This window comes from Cellvibrio sp. ARAG 10.3 (assembly GCF_051846955.1).
Lineage (GTDB): Bacteria > Pseudomonadota > Gammaproteobacteria > Pseudomonadales > Cellvibrionaceae > Cellvibrio.
This window is the reverse complement of the sequence record NZ_JBPYCU010000003.1, coordinates 316,053-334,565: the sequence shown is the minus strand read 5'-3', so window position 1 is coordinate 334,565 and position 18,513 is coordinate 316,053. Positions and strand designations below refer to the sequence as shown.

Sequence of the window (18,513 nt, the reverse complement as noted above, 5' to 3'; positions counted from 1 at the left end):
TTCGATAGGGTGTAGGAAAAGGCTTATGAATACTATTATGGGTTGTCGGGCCAAACAGGTGTTATGGATGCTGCTGGTAAGTCTTTGCCTGGTGCATTCTCCGGTTTTTGCCGCTGGCGGCGGTGGGGGTGCCAGCGGACCTTATATAGAACTTAAGCCGGCATTTGTAGTGAATTACGGCGGCGTAGGCAAGATTAAATATCTCAAAGCGGATATTTCCTTGCGAGTGGATGACCCCAAGGCCGTAGAGGCGGTCAATCATCACATGCCGTTGATCCGCAATGCACTGGTGTTATTGTTCAGCCGCCAGACCGATGAGGCCATGGCCAGTGTTGAGGGAAAGGAAGCGATGCGCCAGGATTCATTGACCGAGATTAATCGCCTGCTCGCGGAAGAAACCGGTGAGCAGGCGGCGATCAACGATGTGTTATTCAATAATCTGGTGATGCAGAAGTAAAGGCAATAAAAACCTGCCCGTACATTTATTGAAATCCTGGGGCAGGTGCGCGCGGTGTCAGTCGTTCACGCAGCAGCGATATTGCGCATAATAATTATCGAGGTAGGCTGCAAAAGGTAATTGCGGCGTCGCTTCAAGTTCCTGTTGTTCAATCAGCGAGCGCTGCGCAAGGTGTTGGTAATAAGCTTCCTTATCAGCGTCGAGTGGATGGCTGGCAAAATATTGCCGATGTTGCTCAGCCAGCGCCATGGTGTGGCCAAAAAATGTTTTCTGTTCGGTGCGCATATCTTGCAGTATGCGCGCTGAGGGTGCCAGTTCAGGGTGTTGCACTTTCAGGGATTGTTGAGCCACTGCCTGTTGATACTGCGTGCCACCGTTGGCCTGATCCAGCAAGGCGGCGCATTCCGCTGTCCCGGCCAGAATGTCTTCAGCCCAGCGGCGCATGCTGATGGTTTCCCGGTTGCGTATCAATGCCAGATCCGGATCGCGCCCATGGTAAACCACACGTTTCTGATTGTCCTGCCCTTCGCGGTATTCTTCTGCGCCGGTCAGCGGACTATCGTGCAGCAAACAAAATAATAAAAACGCATCCATGACATGCATCTGTTCGGCGGTAATGCCGAGCGGCTCATACGGGTTGAGATCAATGCACCGCACTTCCACATATTCCACCCCGCGCAAGCGCAGTGCCTGCAAGGCAGTCTCGCCGGATTGGGCCGGGTGTTTAGGGCGGATGCTGCTATAAAATTCATTTTCGATTTGCAGCAGGCTGGTGTTGAGTTGCTGATAATGTCCCTGGGCATCCATCAACCCCACAGCTTCATAAGCCGGATGTGCGGTAGAGATGGCGCCATACAAGGTTTTAAGGTAACTGGGCAGATTGTTGTAACAAACAATCAGTGATTGCTGGGCATCGCTCTGATAACCGAGGTCACCCATACGCAGCGATGTGGCATAAGGTGTGTAGAGTGATTTGGCCTGTTCGTCAAAAGCCTGCAACTGATGCGCGCGACCTTTCACAAATGAACTGCACACAGCCGGCGAGGCACCGAACAAATAAATCAGCAACCAGAAATAACGGCGGAAGTTACGGATCAAGGCAAAGTAACGTTGGGTCTTGTAATCCTGTAAGGACAACTGGTTGCCTTCTTCCTGTTGCAAGGCGAGCCAGAATTCATTGGGCAGCGAAAAATTATAGTGAATGCCGGCGATGGTTTGCATCGAACGGCCATAGCGATGGCCCAGACCGATACGGTAAATCGTCTTCATGGTGCCGCTGTTGGAGTTGCCGTAACGCGCGACAGGAATTTGGTCATCCGACCCTAACGAGCAGGGCATACTGGCGGGCCACAGGCGCTCGCCTTGTTGATCCAGTTGCTGATAGGTAAAGCGGTGAATATCTTCCAATTGCTGCAGCAAGTCGGCGATATGGCGGAAAGGCTCGGTAATAAACTCGAGCAACGCCTCGCTGTAATCGGTGGTGATATGCGGGTGCTTGAGCGCGGAGCCCAACGCCAAAGGATGATCCGTTTGCGCGAGTGTTCCATCGGGCAGGACGCGCAGGCTTTCTTTTTCCAGGCCGCGCAGGATACCCGTGAAGGTGGCGTTGTGCAGGGGTTGGGAAAAAGCCTGCAACAGGTGCTGGAAGGATGATGCTTGCCGCGAAGCGGGCGAAGGTTGGGATGGTTGCGACAAGCTGGTGTCCTCATAAACCGCTGTCACAGGGTGGCAGTCGGGCATTAACAAGCAAAATATATTCGGGGCCCCATGCCGGACGGTCGCTGTGCCCCGAAACTTCTATCTGAATACAATCCGCCTACAGCAGCGGTTGTTGATGATCCTCAATGTTCACCTCATCTAGCGCGTCGGGTTCGACCGATTCGGGATCATTTGACAAGGTAATATCCGGTGCAAAATTATCGGCATCGGCATCGGCATCGGCATCGGCATCGGCATCGGCATCGGCATCGGCATCGGCATCGGCATCGGCATCGGCAACTACTATCTCGGTGAACAGGGGCGCCGATGTGGGTGCGTCGTTTGGCAGCAACGTGGGCTCAATGACCGGCAACCCTTTCTCATTCGCCTTGCAACTCACCACCTTGATGCGCTGGGTGTAATCCTTGGAACTGATCTCAAACACCTGGTTAACCGCTTCATCTTTATGCGGTGTTTTGAACAGGCTGGCTGGATCACTACCATCCAACCATTCTTTCTGGCGCCCCAGAAAGAGCTTGTCATGATTTTGCAGGATAAAAAGCTCGCTCATATCACTCATGTCTATCGCTTGGCGGTGTGGATTGATTGACGGCCAACACCCGGTTCCGAATCTGGCGGGATTGTTCAGTTTTCCGGGGGTTCGCGCAAGCCCTATTTATAGGGATGATTGGATGAACAACAAGGGCCGACTTCAGTGCCGGGCCTGATTTGATCTGTGGATATCGCTAATAAAGGCGTATGATGTCTGGGCGCGCCTCGCCGCCCGGAACTGCAACAACCCTGACGGGAAACCCTATCATGACCCTTACAGAGCTGCGTTATATTGTCACCCTTGCGCAAGAGCAACACTTCGGTCGCGCAGCGGATCGCTGCCATGTCAGTCAGCCCACACTGAGTATTGCGGTCAAGAAGCTGGAGGATGAACTGGGGGTGGCATTGTTTGAGCGTACCAAGACCCGTGTTCAACCCACGCCGCTGGGCGAGCAGATTGTGGCCCAGGCGCACCGGGTGCTGGAGCAAACGGCGGCCATTAAAGATATTGCCGATGCCGGTAAGGATCAGCTGAGCAGCCCGCTGGCGGTGGGTGCCATCTTCACCATCGGTCCTTACCTGTTGCCGCAATTCATTCCCCATTTGCAAAAGCTCGCCAGCCATATGCCTCTTTATGTTGAAGAAGGCTACACCGCGACCTTGGGCAAGAAACTGCGCAATGGCGAACTGGATGTCATCATTGTGGCTTTGCCTTTTAGCGAGCCTGATGTAGTGGCCCAGCCGCTGTTTGATGAATCCTTTGTGGTGCTGATGCCCCACGACCATCCACTGGCAAGTAAAGATGCGATAAGCCCGGACGACCTGGATAACCAGGACGTATTGTTATTGGGCGAGGGACACTGTTTCCGCGATCAGGTGCTCGCGACCTGCCCACACTTGCAGTCCACGGAAGAGCGCGCGTCCCAGCGCATTCACACCGCCGCTGAAGGCAGCACCCTGGAGACACTCCGGCACATGGTGGCCTCGGGACTGGGCATCACGATCCTGCCCTTATCCGCTGCGCAAACATCGCTCTATGCGCCTAATGTGTTGGTGACCCGCCCGTTTACGGAACCGGCACCCAAACGTACGCTGGCCTTGGCCTGGCGCGCGAGCTTTCCACGTCACAAGGCGATTGATGTATTGCGCAAAGCCATCCAGGCTTCCAGTGCCGCCTATTGGAATTACTCCACACAGCGCGAATCTGGAAACTCGGGGCTGATGGTGGAAAATAATCAATGGTAATTCTCGCGGCTAACCGCATCGAACGTATGTTATGAAACCCATAAAAAAAATAGTCATTGTCGGCGGCGGTTCTTCCGGTTGGATAGCCGCGTCCATGTTGTCATTCCATTTAAAGAACGACCTGTGTCAGATTGAGCTGGTGGAATCCGCGGAGATAGGCACTATCGGTATCGGTGAGTCGACCGTGCCGCCTTTTGTCGGACTGATCCAGCGCCTGGGAATTGATGAGCAGGAATTTGTGCGCGAAACCCGCGCGACTTACAAGCTCGGTATCAAGTTTGTCGATTGGCACCAGCGCAACGAAAAATACTTCCATCCCTTTGGCGTCATCGGGAAAAAAATCGGTCACCACGATTTTTACCAGTGTTGGCTCAAGGCGCGTATGCAGGGCGAGGCGGCATCCTTGCAGGACTTTTCCCCCTGCAATGTCATGGCTGAAAACGGCCGTTTCTTTCTACCCAACCAAGCCCAAAACACACCTATCGGCGGCGCTAACTATGCCTTGCACGTGGATGCCCAACTGGTTGCCCGGTATCTGCGTCGGTATGCGGAAGCCCGGGGTGTGATTCGCACCGAGGGGCTCGTTGAGCAGGTTATCCGGCGTGATAATGGCCATATCGACAAGATTGTCCTGGCGGATGAGCGGGAAATTCACGGCGATTTCTTTATCGACTGCACCGGTTTTAAAGCATTACTGATTGAAAAGTCCTTGGGCGTCCAAGTCGAGGACTGGTCGGATTTCCTGCCTTGTGATCGCGCCATCGCTATCAAGACCGAGCAGATCGAGCCAACCTTACCCTACACCCTGGCCACAGCGCGCAAGGCAGGCTGGACCTGGCGCATTCCGCTGCAACACCGCATCGGTCACGGTTATGTCTACGCCAGCCGTTTTTGCAGCGACGCCGATGCCAAGTCCACCCTGATGCGCGCTATCGATAGCCCCATGGTAGAAGAGCCCCGCGTCATTCCTTTTGTGACCGGCAAGCGCCGGGAAATATGGAAATACAACTGTTTATCCCTCGGCCTGGCGGCGGGTTTTGTGGAACCGCTGGAGTCGACGGCCATCCACCTGATTGCGCGCGGTATGGATTTTTTCCTGCGCTATTTCCCGGACCAGGATTGCGATCCGGGCCTGGTGCGCGAGTACAACCGACGCATGGCGGGCGACTACGAAGAGGTGCGCGATTTTATTGTCCTGCACTACTGCGCGACCCAGCGTCAGGACACACCCTTCTGGCGCTGGTGCCAGCAAATGCCGCTACCGGATTCATTGCAAGAGCGAATCGAACTCTTTCGCGGTCACGGCGCGTTGCGCGAAGGTGTGGATGAATTGTTCCGCAGTGCCAGTTGGCAATCGGTATTTGAAGGGATGGGCATTCGTCCGCGTAAACATTGCCCGCGGGTGGATAATGTAGATTTCACCCAGATCGGTGAAACCCTGAAGTTGGCCCGCGCGGCCATCCAGGGGATGGTAAAAACCCTGCCGACTCACGATGAATTTTTGCAGCGTCAGATGAAGGCAAAAACCCCTTAACGTCGCATCAGGGCGCCACTGCCAGATACTGCCCGTTCAATAAATAATCGCTGTTCACGACCGCGACGCTGTGGGAGGGATACACCTCGCGCAATTCGATCAGCGTTTGACGATCCACCAGGCGGGTATCGTAAAGTTGGTATTCGCCACTGACGGGCTGCACCACCAATTGATACAACGCCAGCGTATCGCCCGCCCGCAAGCCGTTGTTGGCGCCGCTGTGTAGCAGGATCTGCTGTTGGCTGGGTCTGCTCTCCACCCGCGTGATATAGGGCTGGCATTGAATAGCGGCTGCCAGTTCGTCGCCGGCTTTGTTCACCAGCCCACCGATTTGTTCGCCATAATCGCTCCCCCAGAATAACGATGAGCCGAAGTCCACTTCGCGGCGGCTGCTGATCCCCCAAATCCCCACCGTGTCATAGCGTTTCTGAAACAAAACCTGGCCAGTAAAACCATCGCGCAAGCTGAGGTGAAAACTGAAATGGCGGTCGCGTTTATCAAACCGGGTCTTGAACCCGAACGTATCGTGAACACCATTGACGAAGCGGGTATATAAACCTGGTGAATAAGTCGCGCCGGGGTGCGCCATGGACATATCCAGGATTTCACCACTCACGATAAATTGGGTGCGATGGGTACGGGCCAACTGCTGGACCTGATTCGTCACGCGCAGGCCATTGGTATCGCCGGGGTTGGTGAGGCTCTGCGGAAGTTGCACCGGTGTCAGGATGGCATGGCGGCGTTGCAATTGCTGGCTCAGCAGGGACGGTAAACCCTCTTCCGCCTGATGCAGCCCGCCAGCTTTGGATGAATCGGCTTCGGTACGGTTAAAGCGCGCGATGGCGATGGATTTATAGTAGGGGCTTTCTTGTAAAGCAGTCTGCGCATGGGCGCATTGGTTGCGCCGGCCCGGGTGTTCGACGTCCTGCGCATAGCGGGTGGTGGAATTAGACACAATAAATGCTGTCGGATGGGAGCGATTCCCGAGGGATTCTGCGTCCGGTTTGACTGCTACATCCTTCGGCAACGGAAAGTCCTGAGCTGGTTCCAGCATGCCGGAGACGGGGGGCTCGGTGCTTACTGAAGCTTCGGCTGCAACGGCTGGCTCTGCAATTACCACAGGCTCGGGGACTATCAGAGGCTCCTCAATCGGGATCGATGCGGGACTTTCGGTAGGCGTTACACCCTCACCAGGCGGAAACTCCTCAGCCAATGCCATCGCGCTGCCGAGCAGCCAAGCGATAGTTAACAACCTGAGCAGACGGCAGCGTATAAGACGTGCGTGCATGAAAATTCCTCGCCCGGTGATGTTGGCGTCGTAAGCAAAATGTTTTAGGGTGGTGATGGGCAAGATGAAGCCCGCCCTTTCACACTGTGTCGGCACCGGGCGCCATATCTTTAAAAACAATGGAGAATAATCCTGATGGTCCGTCAGTTCCCTCGCTCAGCCGTGCTGGCTGTTTTGCTTCTCGGTCTGTCTGTCTTGTTGGGTGGATGTGGTACGCCCGGCCGCAGCTATGCCAAAACCGGAATGCAAGAGACGCTGGAGATTAACATCCTGCGCAACAACAGTAAGATGTTCGTTTATCGCCTCAAATGGCCGGATGATGCGATTCCCAACCACATTCGCGTCGCGCGCCACAGCGGACCGAATCAGCCGAGGACGGTCGGCGGAGTTGATATCAATCGCAATACTTATGAACGCCTGCAGCAGAATGCGGCCTATGTGGTCAAGCATATGAAGTATTGTCGTGAGGGTTTTATCGAGCTGGATCGCAGCATCTCGCGTTATCACTTATGGCTGAAAGGCGAATGTAAGGAGAGCGCGAACGCCACTGATCGGCAACAATTCGCGGAGCGAGACGTGCTCGCTGTCAATCCGGATATCTGAACGGTCAGCGCGAGCGGATGCGACCGGCGTTCGCTCGCGAGTCTCCCGCGCTTTCCGCTATAATCGCCCACCTTTCTTTTCCTGTTCCCTTTCCCCTTATCACTGGAATGCTCATGTCCCTGCCCGTTTTGATTCTCAAATCCCAAGCCGACCGCCGCCTGAAACTGGGCCATCTCTGGATTTACAGCAACGAAGTCGATGTCGAACGCTCACCGCTGAAAACTTTCGAGGCGGGCGCGCAGGCATTGGTCACCAGCCACAGTGGCAAACCCCTCGGCATTGCGGTGATGAATCCCAATGCGCTCATCTGTGGGCGCCTGGTCAGTCGCAGCGAAAAATACCCCCTCAATAAATCCCTGTTGGTACACCGCATCAACCAATCGCTCGCATTGCGTGAGCGGACCTTCGATCAGCCTTATTACCGGTTGATTTTTGGTGATGCCGATTTGCTTCCGGGATTGGTGGTGGACCGTTTTGGGGATTATCTGGTGGTGCAGATTGCCAGTGCGGGGATGGAAAAAGTGAAGGACGAGATTGTTGAGGCCTTGGTGCAAACACTGAAGCCGCGCGGTATTTTACTGAGTAATGATCACAGCGCACGCGCCCTGGAGGCCCTGTCGGAGTATGTGGAAGTGGCTTATGGTGAAGTGCCAGAACAGGTTGAACTGGTGGAAAACCACACGCGCTTTCTGGCTCCGGTACATGGCGGGCAGAAAACCGGTTGGTTCTACGACCATCGTATCAATCGCGCGCAATTGCAAGCCTATGTAAAAGGCAAGCGGGTGCTGGATGTCTTTTCATATATTGGCGGTTGGGGCATCCAGGCTGCCCAGTCTGGTGCCCGTGAGGTTGTCTGTGTGGATGCGTCAGAAGCTGCTCTGGATGGTGTTGAGCGTAATGCGGAGCTCAATGGCGTGAGTGAGCGTGTCAGCACTATCCAGGGAAAAGCCATCGAGGTCATGAAGCACCTGATTGCGCAGGACGAACATTTCGATGTGGTAGTGCTCGATCCGCCCGCGTTTATCAAGCGTCGTAAAGATCAAAAGTCCGGTGAAGCCGCTTATCGTCACGTCAACGAGTTGGGGATGCGCTTGTTAGGCCGCGATGGTCTGCTGGTGTCCGCCTCCTGCTCCATGCATCTGCACCGGGATACGCTGCTGGATATCGTGCGCGGTGCTGGCCGCCACTTGGACCGCCATGTGCAAATTATCGGGCAGGGCGGCCAGGGGCCGGATCATCCGGTGCATCCTGCTATCCCTGAGACTGACTACCTGAAAGCCATCTTCGCGCGGGTCTACCTTCCATGATGTGAGTGGGCCGCAGGGCGAGCTTCTCGTTATTCTGCGGCCAGATTTGGCGTGCCCAGTGCATTGGCCAGGTGCGGCAGTTGCTCCACCAGGCTGGCCAGTTTCGCGCTGGTTATGTTGTCTTTTTCCTGGGTAAGTTCGTTCAGGCCAGCGATCAGATTCTGAAGTTGTTGTTGCCATTCCAGTCCTGCATCCGCCACGAGCAAATGATTCACCAGCGGTGATTCGCCTTGACTCAGCAAAGCTTCCAGACCACTCAGCAGTGCCAGGCTATGTTGGAGCGTATCCCCGGCAAATTGATTGTGGTGCATGGTGCGATCATTGGTTATGGCTTGCAGTAATTGATCCGGCAGCACTACCGCCAGCAATTGATGCGCTGTGCGGTGAATCAACGCGAGCCGGACCGACGGCGAGAGATTGAGATAGCTTTGACTGATGGGGCTGAGAGGGTTTTGCCAATCCTGCCGCAGGCGTTGTAGATCGTCAGCCAGCACCTGATTTATCAAACGTAGCGCAGTGCGGCGGCGATTATTGGGCAAGTCGCCTATGGTAAGGCCAGCCGCGTTTTGCTCAGCATTGATCGTGGTGATCGGCACATAGTCCGTAAATGGCCGTTGACTTTGTTCTCCCCACAACAAGAATTCCAGGGCATGGAATCCCAGGCTGACTTCGCTGGGATCGGTCAGGCCGTGCTGCTGACGTAAATTGTCGGCGGTGAGCACGATGGAAATATCATTGACGATACCGCTGAAAGGATAATCCTGTACGGCATCAAGATAGCCTGGCTGCAGCTCTCGTGCATCAATGCTGAAATAACGCCGATTCAGTGCGGCCAGGCGGTGCGCCTGGCCTCGGGCCAACTCAACCCACACAGCGTGCTGCTGCCATTGCTGATGGCAGTTACGCCACTCCTGGCGCAATTGCGCAAAACCTGCTTCGGAAGGTTCCGCCAGGAACAACTCCAACTGGCCGGAGAGGTTGCGGCTGGCCTGCTCTGTGTTGATCAACGATTGGAGTCCCAGCTCCCAGGCGTAGCGGGTCGCCTTATCCAGGGGATCATTATCGGTGGGGGAATCGGCAGCAAAAGCACTGGACGTGCAGCAAGAGAGTGCAATAAGCAGGGTGAAAGCCGTAGTAAGAATGTGGTTCACGATAGTGTGTAAATAAATCCCTGGGCAGGTTGTTGGATGTCGTCCATTAATCGCGCAAACTGATGATCGGCCAATTGCGTGCTTCTGCAGTCTGGCGCAAGCGCTCATCCGGATCGACCGCCACCGGATGCGTGACCTGTTCCAACAAAGGCAAATCATTGTAGGAGTCGCTGTAAAAATAACTGCCATGAAGGGATTTCTCCCTTGCTGCCAGCCACTCGTTCAGTCGGGTTACCTTGCCGCCCTGAAAGCAGGGCGTGCCGATAATCTCGCCCGTATACCGCCCGTCGATCACCTGCGGGTCCGTTGCCAATATGTCATCTACGCCCAGGTGCGTGGCAATCGGGTGCGTAATAAAGCTATTGGTAGCCGTAATGATCAGTAAGTAATCGCCATTGTCGCGATGCTGTTGCAGCAGTGTCTGTGCCTTGACCAACATCAGCGGTTCAATGCATGTGGCCATGAACTCGCTGTGTAGCTCTGCCAGCTCAGCCGCAGTGAAGCGCGCCAAAGGAGTGAGGGCGAAGCGCTGGTAGGCATGAATGTCGAGGCTGCCGTCTTTGTATGCTTGATAAAAGAGGTCGTTCTGGCGGCGATACTCCACGGCATCAACCAGTTGCTTACTTACCAGAAACTCGCCCCAACTGTGATCGCTGTCGCCGGCGATCAAGGTGTTGTCGAGGTCAAAGATAGCGAGGGTCACAGCGTACCTGAAGGGGTTGTTCGGAATGGCGGCTAGCATAGCGATTGTGGGTAACCCGCTCAACAGCTATGTGCAGATTCTCACATTTTTTTAAACTGGCAGACGGGTATTGAGCGAATTGCTGTGTGCAACAGATTTGTGGAACAATAGGTCGCAATAGCTCTACGCGAAAATCATGACTAAATAATGAAAGAGCAGTTTTGCCTACTGCTTGCCAGCCAGGATAACCAGCCCCGTGATAGACAACGATGGATTTCGCCCTAATGTGGGCATCATGCTTACCAACGACCGGGGCCAATTGCTCTGGGCGCGGCGCGTGGGCGGGCAGGATGCCTGGCAGTTCCCGCAAGGCGGCATCAATGCCAACGAAACCCCCGAGCAGGCGCTTTACCGTGAACTTCATGAAGAAATAGGTCTCCATCCGGAAGACGTGGAAATTCTTGCCTGCACCCGCGGCTGGCTGCGCTATCGTTTGCCGAGCCGATTAGTCCGGCACAATTCACAACCGCTTTGCGTCGGCCAGAAGCAGAAATGGTTCCTGTTGCGTTTGCGTACGGACGACAGTCGTATTTGTCTGGAAAACGGTGGGCGGGCTGAATTTGATGATTGGCGCTGGGTCAGTTATTGGTATCCGCTGAGCAAGGTGGTGGCGTTCAAGCGCGATGTGTATCGACGTGCGCTGAAAGAACTGTCGCTGGATCACAGCCAGTTGGAAGATATCGGGTGTGCTGAGAATTCATCAGTATCCAGCGGTACACCTGCTACCCTACTAAGAGTCAGATAAGCCTAAGAGCCAGTAAGCTTCCCGGGACATGCGCAACCTGATATCCCTGGGAGGCTTCGAATCAGTGTGATCTGCCTGCCGCACCAGCAAGCATGCGCAGATCGCCGACAGACAACAACCAGGCAGTTCACCTCGATGTTAAATTCACTTCGCAGTATTGTTCAGGAAGTCAATGCCGCCCGCGACATGAAGACAGCGCTGGCGATTATCGTCACGCGCGTCAAGCAGGCCATGGGGACCCAGGTCTGCTCTGTATACCTCAGCAACCCCAAAGGTGATTACGTATTGATGGCCACCGATGGCCTCAATGCCGATGCGGTGGGTAAGGTGCGCTTGCGTCCTGGCGAGGGTCTGGTCGGCCGTGTAGTGATGCGCGAAGAACCGGTCAATCTGGAGCACGCTGAAACTCACCCAAGCTACCAATACTTTCCGGAAACCGGTGAGGAGCGCTTCAGTTCCTTTTTGGGGGTGCCGATTATTCACCACCGCAAGGTGCTGGGTGTATTGGTCGTTCAACAGGTAGAGCAGCGCCGTTTTGATGAAGGTGATGAAGCCTTCCTTGTCACCATGTCCGCCCAGCTTGCCGGCGTTATTGCCCATGCCGAAGCCACGGGCGCGATGGATATCGCGGGTGATAAAGCCACCCAGGCAAAATTTATCGGTGTCTCCGGTGCGCCAGGTATTGCCATCGGTGAAGCCGTGGTTATCACCCCGCCCGCAGATTTGCGCTCGGTTCCCTACAAAGCATGTACCGATGTGGATGCTGAGCTGGCGTTTTTCCAGCAATGTCTGATGGCTGTTCGCGAGGATATTAAAGCCTTGGGCGAACAATTGCGCACCCGGATCAACCGTGAAGAGCAAGCGCTGTTTGATGCCTACCTGGCCATGCTCGACGATGCTTCCCTGGGCAGTGAGGTGGCGGAGCGCATTCGGCGCGGGACCAATGCGTCCTACGCGTGGAGTGAGGTTATCCTCGAGCACGAAAACACCTTCAACAGTATGAATGATCCCTACCTGCGCGAGCGAGCCACGGACCTGCGCGACCTGGGACGGCGAGTGCTGGCATACCTGCAGGAGTCCAACCAGAAATGCCGGGTTTATCCCGACAAAACGATTTTGATCGGCGAGGAGCTGACTGCTTCCATGTTGGGTGAAATCCCCAAGGAAAAACTGGCCGGCCTGGTGTCGGTACTTGGTTCCAGCAACTCCCACGTGGCAATTCTGGCGCGCGCGATGGATATTCCCACGGTCATGGGTGCTGTGGATTTACCCTACACCCAGATGGACCAGCGCTCGGTGATTGTAGATGGATACAAAGGGACGGTTTACAGCGATCCTGGCCCCCAATTGCGCAAGCATTACAAGGCGATCTTCCTCGAAGAGCAGGAACTGGTTAAGGGGTTGGAGGCGCTCAAGGACCTACCGTGCGAGACGCTCGATCACTATCGCTTGCCGTTGTGGGTCAATACGGGCCTGATGACCGATGTGGTGCGTTCCCTTGAGCGGGGCGCGGAAGGTGTGGGGCTCTATCGGACTGAAGTACCTTTTCTGCTGCGTGATCGTTTTCCCAGTGAGGAAGAGCAGCGGGCAATTTACCGCGAGCAATTGGAAGCCTTTGCTCCGCACACCGTCACCATGCGCACGCTGGATATCGGCGGCGACAAGGCCTTGCCTTACTTTCCTATCGAAGAAGACAACCCCTTCCTCGGTTGGCGCGGCATTCGCGTAACGCTGGACCATCCCGAGATTTTTCTGGCGCAGTTGCGCGCGATGATCAAGGCCAGTGAAGGTTTGGATAACCTGCGTATTCTGCTGCCGATGATCACCAGCGTAGCAGAGCTGGAGTCCTCCAAATTGTTAATCCACCGTGTCTTCAACGAGCTGCTGGAAGAAGGGTTCAAGGTCAAGATGCCGCATATCGGGGTCATGATTGAAGTGCCGGCAGCGGTGTATCAGGTGCGCGAATTATCTGTGCGGGTCGATTTCCTGTCAGTTGGCAGCAACGACCTGACCCAATATCTACTTGCCGTGGATCGCAATAATGCGCGTGTGGCTGACCTTTACCAGGCCTTTCACCCGGCGGTGTTGCGCGCTCTGCAGCATATCGTTACGGAAGGGCACGCTGAGCGTGTCAGCGTGGGGATTTGTGGTGAATTGGCGGGTGATCCCGGTGCGGCTATCCTGCTGATGGCGATGGGTTACGATGTGCTGTCGATGAACGCCACCAACCTGCCCAAAGTGAAGTCGGTCATTCGCAGTATCAGCCTGAAGCAGGCCAAAGCCTTGCTGGCCGAGGTGATGACGATGGTAAATGCCGAGCAAATCCGCCAGCGCCTGGATCAGGCTTTGAAAGAGGCAGGTGTCACACGGTTGATCCGGCCTTCTGCACAGGACTGATCCGGCTTGTCGCCGCCACTGGAAACTTTGCATGATTTAACTGCCGCCGCGTGGGTGATTGAACGATTAATGGTGTTATGATTGCCCGCGTTTCCGACTCCACAGGCTATTTATCCGCTATGTTGACCTATCCCGAGATCGATCCTGTCGCACTGGCTATTGGTCCCCTCAAAATACACTGGTATGGCGTCATGTACCTGCTGGCTTTTGCCAGCGCCTGGCTGATCGCCATGCATAGAACCAAAGCGCCCCACGCCCTCATCACCAAAACCCAGGTTGAAAATTTGATTACCTATGGTGCCTTCGGCGTCATCATTGGTGGTCGGGTCGGTTATGTGGTGCTCTATCAATTTGAAACCTGGATGAATGATCCGTTGTGGCTGTTCCGTGTCTGGGAAGGCGGAATGTCGTTTCATGGCGGCCTTATCGGCGTCATCCTGGCCATGCTGATTTATGCTCATCGCATCCATAAACCCTACATCGCATTGATGGACTTTATTGCGCCTGCCGTTCCATTGGGACTTGGCTTTGGCCGGCTCGGAAATTTTATTGGCCAGGAACTATGGGGGCGGGTCACGGATAGCCGTTGGGGTATGATTTTTCCTCGCGATCCCTCGGGCTTGCCGCGTCATCCTTCCCAGCTATATCAGGCGGCGCTGGAAGGTTTGGTGCTCTTTATTATCCTGTTCTGGTTCTCGCGCAAGCCGCGTCCGCGTGGTGCCGTCTGTGGTCTCTTTCTGGTGGGTTATGCCACTTTCCGCTTCCTGGTAGAGTTCGTGCGCGAGCCCGACAGTCATATCGGCTTTGATTTGTTGGGCTGGATGACCCGCGGGCAGCTGCTGTCTATCCCACTGTTTGTGCTGGGCGTAGGCTTGATGGTGTATGCCTATTGGCCAACCAAAACGCCGGACGCTGTAACCGCCAGCAAAAACTCATGAGCGGATGTTGAGAGAGTCATATAAATGAAACAATACCTGGATCTGATGCGTGATGTCGTGGAAAACGGTATCCAGCGCGGTGACCGCACCGGTACCGGAACCCGCTCTGTCTTTGGCCGGCAGCTTCGATTCGATCTTGCCCAAGGGTTTCCCCTGGTGACGACCAAGACGGTTCACCTGAAAAGTGTCATTGTCGAATTGCTCTGGTTTTTGCAGGGGCGCACGGATGTGGGCTGGTTGCAGGAGCGAGGCTGCAGCATCTGGAACGAATGGGCGACAGCAGATGGAGAGCTTGGCCCTGTATATGGCAAGCAATGGCGTAGCTGGGCTTGTCCGGATGGCAGCACTATCGATCAAATATCCCAGGTTATTGAACAAATCAAAACCCGTCCCACCTCGCGTCGATTGATTGTGAGTGCCTGGAATCCGGCTGATTTGCCTGATGAATCTTTAAGTCCCCAGCAAAATGTTGAGCAGGGGCGAATGGCGTTGGCTGCTTGTCATACCCTGTTCCAGTTTTATGTGGCTGAAGGTAGGTTGTCATGCCAGCTTTACCAGCGCAGCGCAGATCTGTTCCTGGGCGTGCCTTTCAATATCGCCAGCTACGCGCTGTTGACGCATATGGTTGCGCAGCAATGCAACCTGGAGGTGGGTGATTTCGTGCATACCTTTGGTGATTGCCATTTATATAACAATCACATCACTGATGAAATTGTTTACGAACAATTGAACCGTGCGCCAAAAAAATTGCCCAACCTGATCATCAAGCGCCATCCAGGCAGTATTTTTGATTATCAACTGGAAGACTTTGAATTTGCCGGTTACGAACCCCATCCGCGAATTGTTGCGCCGATTGCCATATAACTAATCGAGCGCAGACAACTGGAGTACAACCCTGGTGAAATTAGCCCTGATTGTCGCTACGGCGGCCAACCATGTTATTGGCCGCGAAAATCGTCTGCCGTGGCACTTGCCGGAGGACCTGAGATATTTCAAGGCGGTAACCATGGGGAAGCCCATCATCATGGGGCGCAAGACTTATGACTCCATCGGCAGGCCGTTACCGGGGCGCACCAATATCGTGGTAACGCGCCAGCAGGATTGGACCGCTGAAGGTGTGCAGGTGGCTAGCGACCTGGCTCAGGCCATCAGTCTGGCGGAGCAGGCAGTCGCCAATGCCAACGGGGCGGTTGATGAGGCGATGGTGATTGGCGGAGCTGAAATTTATCGCGCCAGCATAAACCATGCCCATAAGATCTATTTGACGTTAATTGAAAAAAATATTTCCGGGGATGCTTATTTCCCGGAATTATCTCCACAGGAATGGTTAAAAGTATCTGCCATAGAGGGTGACGCCCAATCCTCGGAGCCCCATAAGTTTTTGGTGTTCGAACGAATTGGTCAATAATTAAGCGCTAATAACCTTTGGTTCTTATAAATAGACTGAAAAATGTGCCAAATAGCGCATTTTTCAACCAAATGTTACTTATTGTTGGTTTTGAAATATGTCACTGTTACCGCGGTGATACTTAAGTACACACGTAGAAAGCCTTTTGGATAAAACATTGAATGTGAGCGAAAGCTCTTATTACAATGCGGCGTTCTTAATTGCCTCGCTTCCGAGGCTACGTGGATAACGCGTCTGTGGCACTTCCGTTACTGTCGCAAACTCACTTGATGAAGCACCCGAGTTGGGGGGAATATGAAAAAACAGCGATTGAAAGCCGTGGTTTTATCCACCGTGCTTTCTGCCGGCGCGCTAATGGGTAGCGTTGCTCAGGCAGATCAAACCCTGGATGCAGTTCTCCAGGTAGGTCAAACCAAGACGACCTTGGCACAAGAATCACAAAAACGAATTGATCGACTGGCTCAGGAAACTGATGACCTTACCCAAGAATTCAAAGCAGTCAACAAAGAAATCGAAGGTCTCCGCGTATATAACGCCCAGTTGGAAAAGCAAGTTGCCGCCCAATTGCAAGTGATCAAAGATCTCGATGCTTCTATTGAGCAGGTGACAGTTGTTGAGCGTCAGATTCAACCGCTGATCATGCGTATGCTGGACGCATTGGAGCAATTTATTGCTCTGGATAAACCCTTCCTGCTGGAGGAGCGTCAAAACCGTATCCAGGTGCTGCGCGACAACCAGGATCGTGCTGATATCTCTGTTTCCGAAAAATTCCGCCAGGTGCTCGAAGCTTACAAGATCGAATCCGATTACGGTCGATTCCTGAATGAGTACAAGGCTACCCTCAATGTGGGTGGTCAGGATCGTGAAGTGAATATTCTGCAGGTCGGCCGTGTCTCGCTGATGTATCAAACCACTGACACCGAGTTGTCTGGTGCATGGGATGCGGGGCAAAACGCCTGGGTTGAATTGGATGATTCATACCGCTCTCTCATTCTCAAAGGTTTGCGTATTGCGCGTAAACAGGCCTCTCCAGACATCTTAACCGTACCTGTTCAAGCTCCGGAGGCAGCACAATGAAGATGAAGTTTGTAAAAAGCTGCATGGCTCTCGTAGCCGCAGGTTTGCTGAGCAGCAGTTTTGCTTTGGCGCAGCAGTCTGAAAAGGCCGCAACGCTGGATCAGCTGTTAGACATGGTGAAAAAATCCCAGATCGCTGAAACGGCTGAGCATCGTCAACGTGAAGCCGAGTTCACACGTAACAAGGCCAACCAGGCGAATTTGTTGGCACAGGCTAAAGCGACTCGCCAGGCAGAAGAAACCCGTTCCGAGCGTTTGGAGAAGGTTCACTCTGATCAAGAGTTGCAAGTAACCGCCAAGAGAACCCAATTTAATGAGCGTCTGGGTTCAATGCGCGAATTGTTTGGCCACTTGACATCAACCGCCGGTGACCTGCGTGTGGCTACCGAAAGTTCTCTGGTAAGCGCCCAGTACCCGAATCGCGGTGACTTCCTTGAAGACCTGATCGATAAAATGAACAGCAATACCAAGCTGCCTACTATCGCTGAAATTGAACGCCTGTGGTACGAAGTTCAGCGTGAGATGGTTGAAGGTGGTCGTGTTAGCAAATTCAACGGTGTCGTCATTAAGCCTAACGGAGACAGAGCTGAGCAGGAAATCGTACGTATCGGCGCATGGAACCTGGTGTCTAATGGTCAGTACCTCAGCTTCGATGGCAGTAAAATTGAAGAGTTGCCACGTCAACCGGATGGTTACTCTGCCGGCGCTTCCAAGCTGCAAGCTGCTAACTCCGGGTTGACTGGCGTGGGTATTGACCCAACCGGCCCAACGGGTGGTTCATTGCTGGCGGCTCTCATTAATAAAGAGTCTCTCAGAGAGCAGTGGCATCACGGTGGTCTTGTTGGTTACGTGATTACTGGTGTGGGTGTCTTTGGTGTATTGCTTGGTTTGTGGCGTATTCTGGTTCTCTTTGGTCTGAGTGCCAAGGTTAACGCGCAACTTAAATCTTCCAAGCCAAACACTAACAACCCCTTGGGTCGCGTGCTCAAAGTAGCTGAAGACAATCCAAAAGCGGACAATGAAACTCTGGAGCTGAAGCTCGAAGAAGCGGTTCTGAAAGAGCGTCCTGCTATTGAGAGCGGCTTGGCCATATTGAAAATTATCGCCGCCGTTGCACCGTTACTGGGTCTGCTTGGTACCGTAACCGGTATGATCGAGACCTTCCAGTCGATCACCATCTTCGGTGCTGGCGACCCTAAAAACATGGCTAGCGGTATTTCCGCTGCGTTGGTCACCACGGTACTCGGTCTGGTTGTTGCAATTCCTGTAGTTCTGATGCATACCCTGGTTAACGGTCGCGCCAAGCGCATCGTTCATGTCCTGGAAGAGCAGACTGCAGGTATCATCGCCGAAAACGCTGAACGCAAGTAGG

At 54.1% G+C, this 18,513-nt stretch carries 17 protein-coding genes; 12 read left to right on the top strand and 5 right to left on the bottom strand.

Annotated features, from left to right (window positions below):
* Window positions 1-25: 25 nt before the first annotated feature.
* On the top strand, window positions 26-457 hold the full coding sequence (locus ACSV5M_RS06060; RefSeq protein WP_439174723.1) for a flagellar basal body-associated FliL family protein: 432 nt from the start codon (window positions 26-28) through the stop codon (window positions 455-457).
* Between the two features lie 57 nt (window positions 458-514).
* Here the strand turns inward: ACSV5M_RS06060 and gshA are convergent, their stop codons facing one another.
* Entirely contained in the window at window positions 515-2,095 is a 1,581-nt protein-coding gene (gene gshA, locus ACSV5M_RS06055) for a glutamate--cysteine ligase (RefSeq protein ID WP_439174801.1), read from the bottom strand.
* 178 nt (window positions 2,096-2,273) lie between these two features.
* Entirely contained in the window at window positions 2,274-2,735 is a 462-nt protein-coding gene (locus tag ACSV5M_RS06050) for a hypothetical protein (protein ID WP_439174721.1), read from the bottom strand.
* A gap of 239 nt (window positions 2,736-2,974) precedes the next feature.
* Here ACSV5M_RS06050 and ACSV5M_RS06045 point away from each other — a divergent pair, with 239 nt between their 5' ends.
* Window positions 2,975-3,952, top strand: coding sequence for a hydrogen peroxide-inducible genes activator (locus ACSV5M_RS06045; RefSeq protein WP_439174720.1), 978 nt, complete (start codon window positions 2,975-2,977; stop codon window positions 3,950-3,952).
* 31 nt (window positions 3,953-3,983) lie between these two features.
* Complete coding sequence (locus ACSV5M_RS06040; RefSeq protein WP_439174719.1) at window positions 3,984-5,486, top strand: tryptophan halogenase family protein; 1,503 nt, start codon at window positions 3,984-3,986, stop codon at window positions 5,484-5,486.
* A 7-nt stretch (window positions 5,487-5,493) separates the two neighbouring features.
* On the opposite strand, the gene ACSV5M_RS06035 is transcribed toward ACSV5M_RS06040, so the two are convergent.
* Window positions 5,494-6,774, bottom strand: coding sequence for a flagella assembly protein FlgT middle domain-containing protein (locus tag ACSV5M_RS06035; RefSeq protein WP_439174718.1), 1,281 nt, complete (start codon window positions 6,772-6,774; stop codon window positions 5,494-5,496).
* 135 nt (window positions 6,775-6,909) lie between these two features.
* On the opposite strand from ACSV5M_RS06035, the gene ACSV5M_RS06030 reads away from it, so the two are divergent.
* Window positions 6,910-7,377 carry a hypothetical protein gene (locus ACSV5M_RS06030; protein ID WP_439174717.1) on the top strand — a complete coding sequence of 156 codons (468 nt, stop codon included), beginning with the start codon at window positions 6,910-6,912 and terminating at the stop codon, window positions 7,375-7,377.
* Between the two features lie 113 nt (window positions 7,378-7,490).
* Window positions 7,491-8,684 carry a class I SAM-dependent rRNA methyltransferase gene (locus ACSV5M_RS06025; RefSeq protein WP_439174716.1) on the top strand — a complete coding sequence of 398 codons (1,194 nt, stop codon included), beginning with the start codon at window positions 7,491-7,493 and terminating at the stop codon, window positions 8,682-8,684.
* A gap of 29 nt (window positions 8,685-8,713) precedes the next feature.
* Here the strand turns inward: ACSV5M_RS06025 and ACSV5M_RS06020 are convergent, their stop codons facing one another.
* A complete protein-coding gene (locus ACSV5M_RS06020) occupies window positions 8,714-9,835 on the bottom strand; it encodes an imelysin family protein (RefSeq protein ID WP_439174715.1) in 1,122 nt (373 codons plus the stop codon).
* 46 nt (window positions 9,836-9,881) lie between these two features.
* Window positions 9,882-10,538, bottom strand: coding sequence for an HAD family hydrolase (locus ACSV5M_RS06015; protein ID WP_439174713.1), 657 nt, complete (start codon window positions 10,536-10,538; stop codon window positions 9,882-9,884).
* Between the two features lie 235 nt (window positions 10,539-10,773).
* Here ACSV5M_RS06015 and ACSV5M_RS06010 point away from each other — a divergent pair, with 235 nt between their 5' ends.
* The 7 genes from ACSV5M_RS06010 to ACSV5M_RS05980 all read left to right on the top strand — a co-directional run bounded on the left by ACSV5M_RS06010 (window position 10,774) and on the right by ACSV5M_RS05980 (window position 18,512).
* On the top strand, window positions 10,774-11,322 hold the full coding sequence (locus ACSV5M_RS06010) for an RNA pyrophosphohydrolase (RefSeq protein ID WP_439174712.1): 549 nt from the start codon (window positions 10,774-10,776) through the stop codon (window positions 11,320-11,322).
* A gap of 135 nt (window positions 11,323-11,457) precedes the next feature.
* Entirely contained in the window at window positions 11,458-13,719 is a 2,262-nt protein-coding gene (gene ptsP / locus ACSV5M_RS06005; RefSeq protein ID WP_439174711.1) for a phosphoenolpyruvate--protein phosphotransferase, read from the top strand.
* 119 nt (window positions 13,720-13,838) lie between these two features.
* The gene (gene lgt, locus ACSV5M_RS06000; RefSeq protein ID WP_439174800.1) at window positions 13,839-14,657 is read left to right on the top strand and encodes a prolipoprotein diacylglyceryl transferase; all 819 of its coding nucleotides are present in this window, start codon (window positions 13,839-13,841) and stop codon (window positions 14,655-14,657) included.
* Window positions 14,658-14,681: 24 nt separating this feature from the next.
* A complete protein-coding gene (locus ACSV5M_RS05995) occupies window positions 14,682-15,521 on the top strand; it encodes a thymidylate synthase (protein ID WP_439174710.1) in 840 nt (279 codons plus the stop codon).
* A 34-nt stretch (window positions 15,522-15,555) separates the two neighbouring features.
* Window positions 15,556-16,065 carry a dihydrofolate reductase gene (locus tag ACSV5M_RS05990; RefSeq protein WP_439174709.1) on the top strand — a complete coding sequence of 170 codons (510 nt, stop codon included), beginning with the start codon at window positions 15,556-15,558 and terminating at the stop codon, window positions 16,063-16,065.
* 294 nt (window positions 16,066-16,359) lie between these two features.
* Window positions 16,360-17,142 (top strand): DUF3450 domain-containing protein, encoded by a 783-nt coding sequence (locus ACSV5M_RS05985; RefSeq protein ID WP_439174708.1) that lies wholly within the window; start codon window positions 16,360-16,362, stop codon window positions 17,140-17,142.
* Window positions 17,139-18,512 (top strand): MotA/TolQ/ExbB proton channel family protein, encoded by a 1,374-nt coding sequence (locus ACSV5M_RS05980; RefSeq protein ID WP_439174707.1) that lies wholly within the window; start codon window positions 17,139-17,141, stop codon window positions 18,510-18,512. Before ACSV5M_RS05985 ends, ACSV5M_RS05980 begins: the two co-directional genes overlap by 4 nt.
* Window position 18,513: the final 1 nt, after the last annotated feature.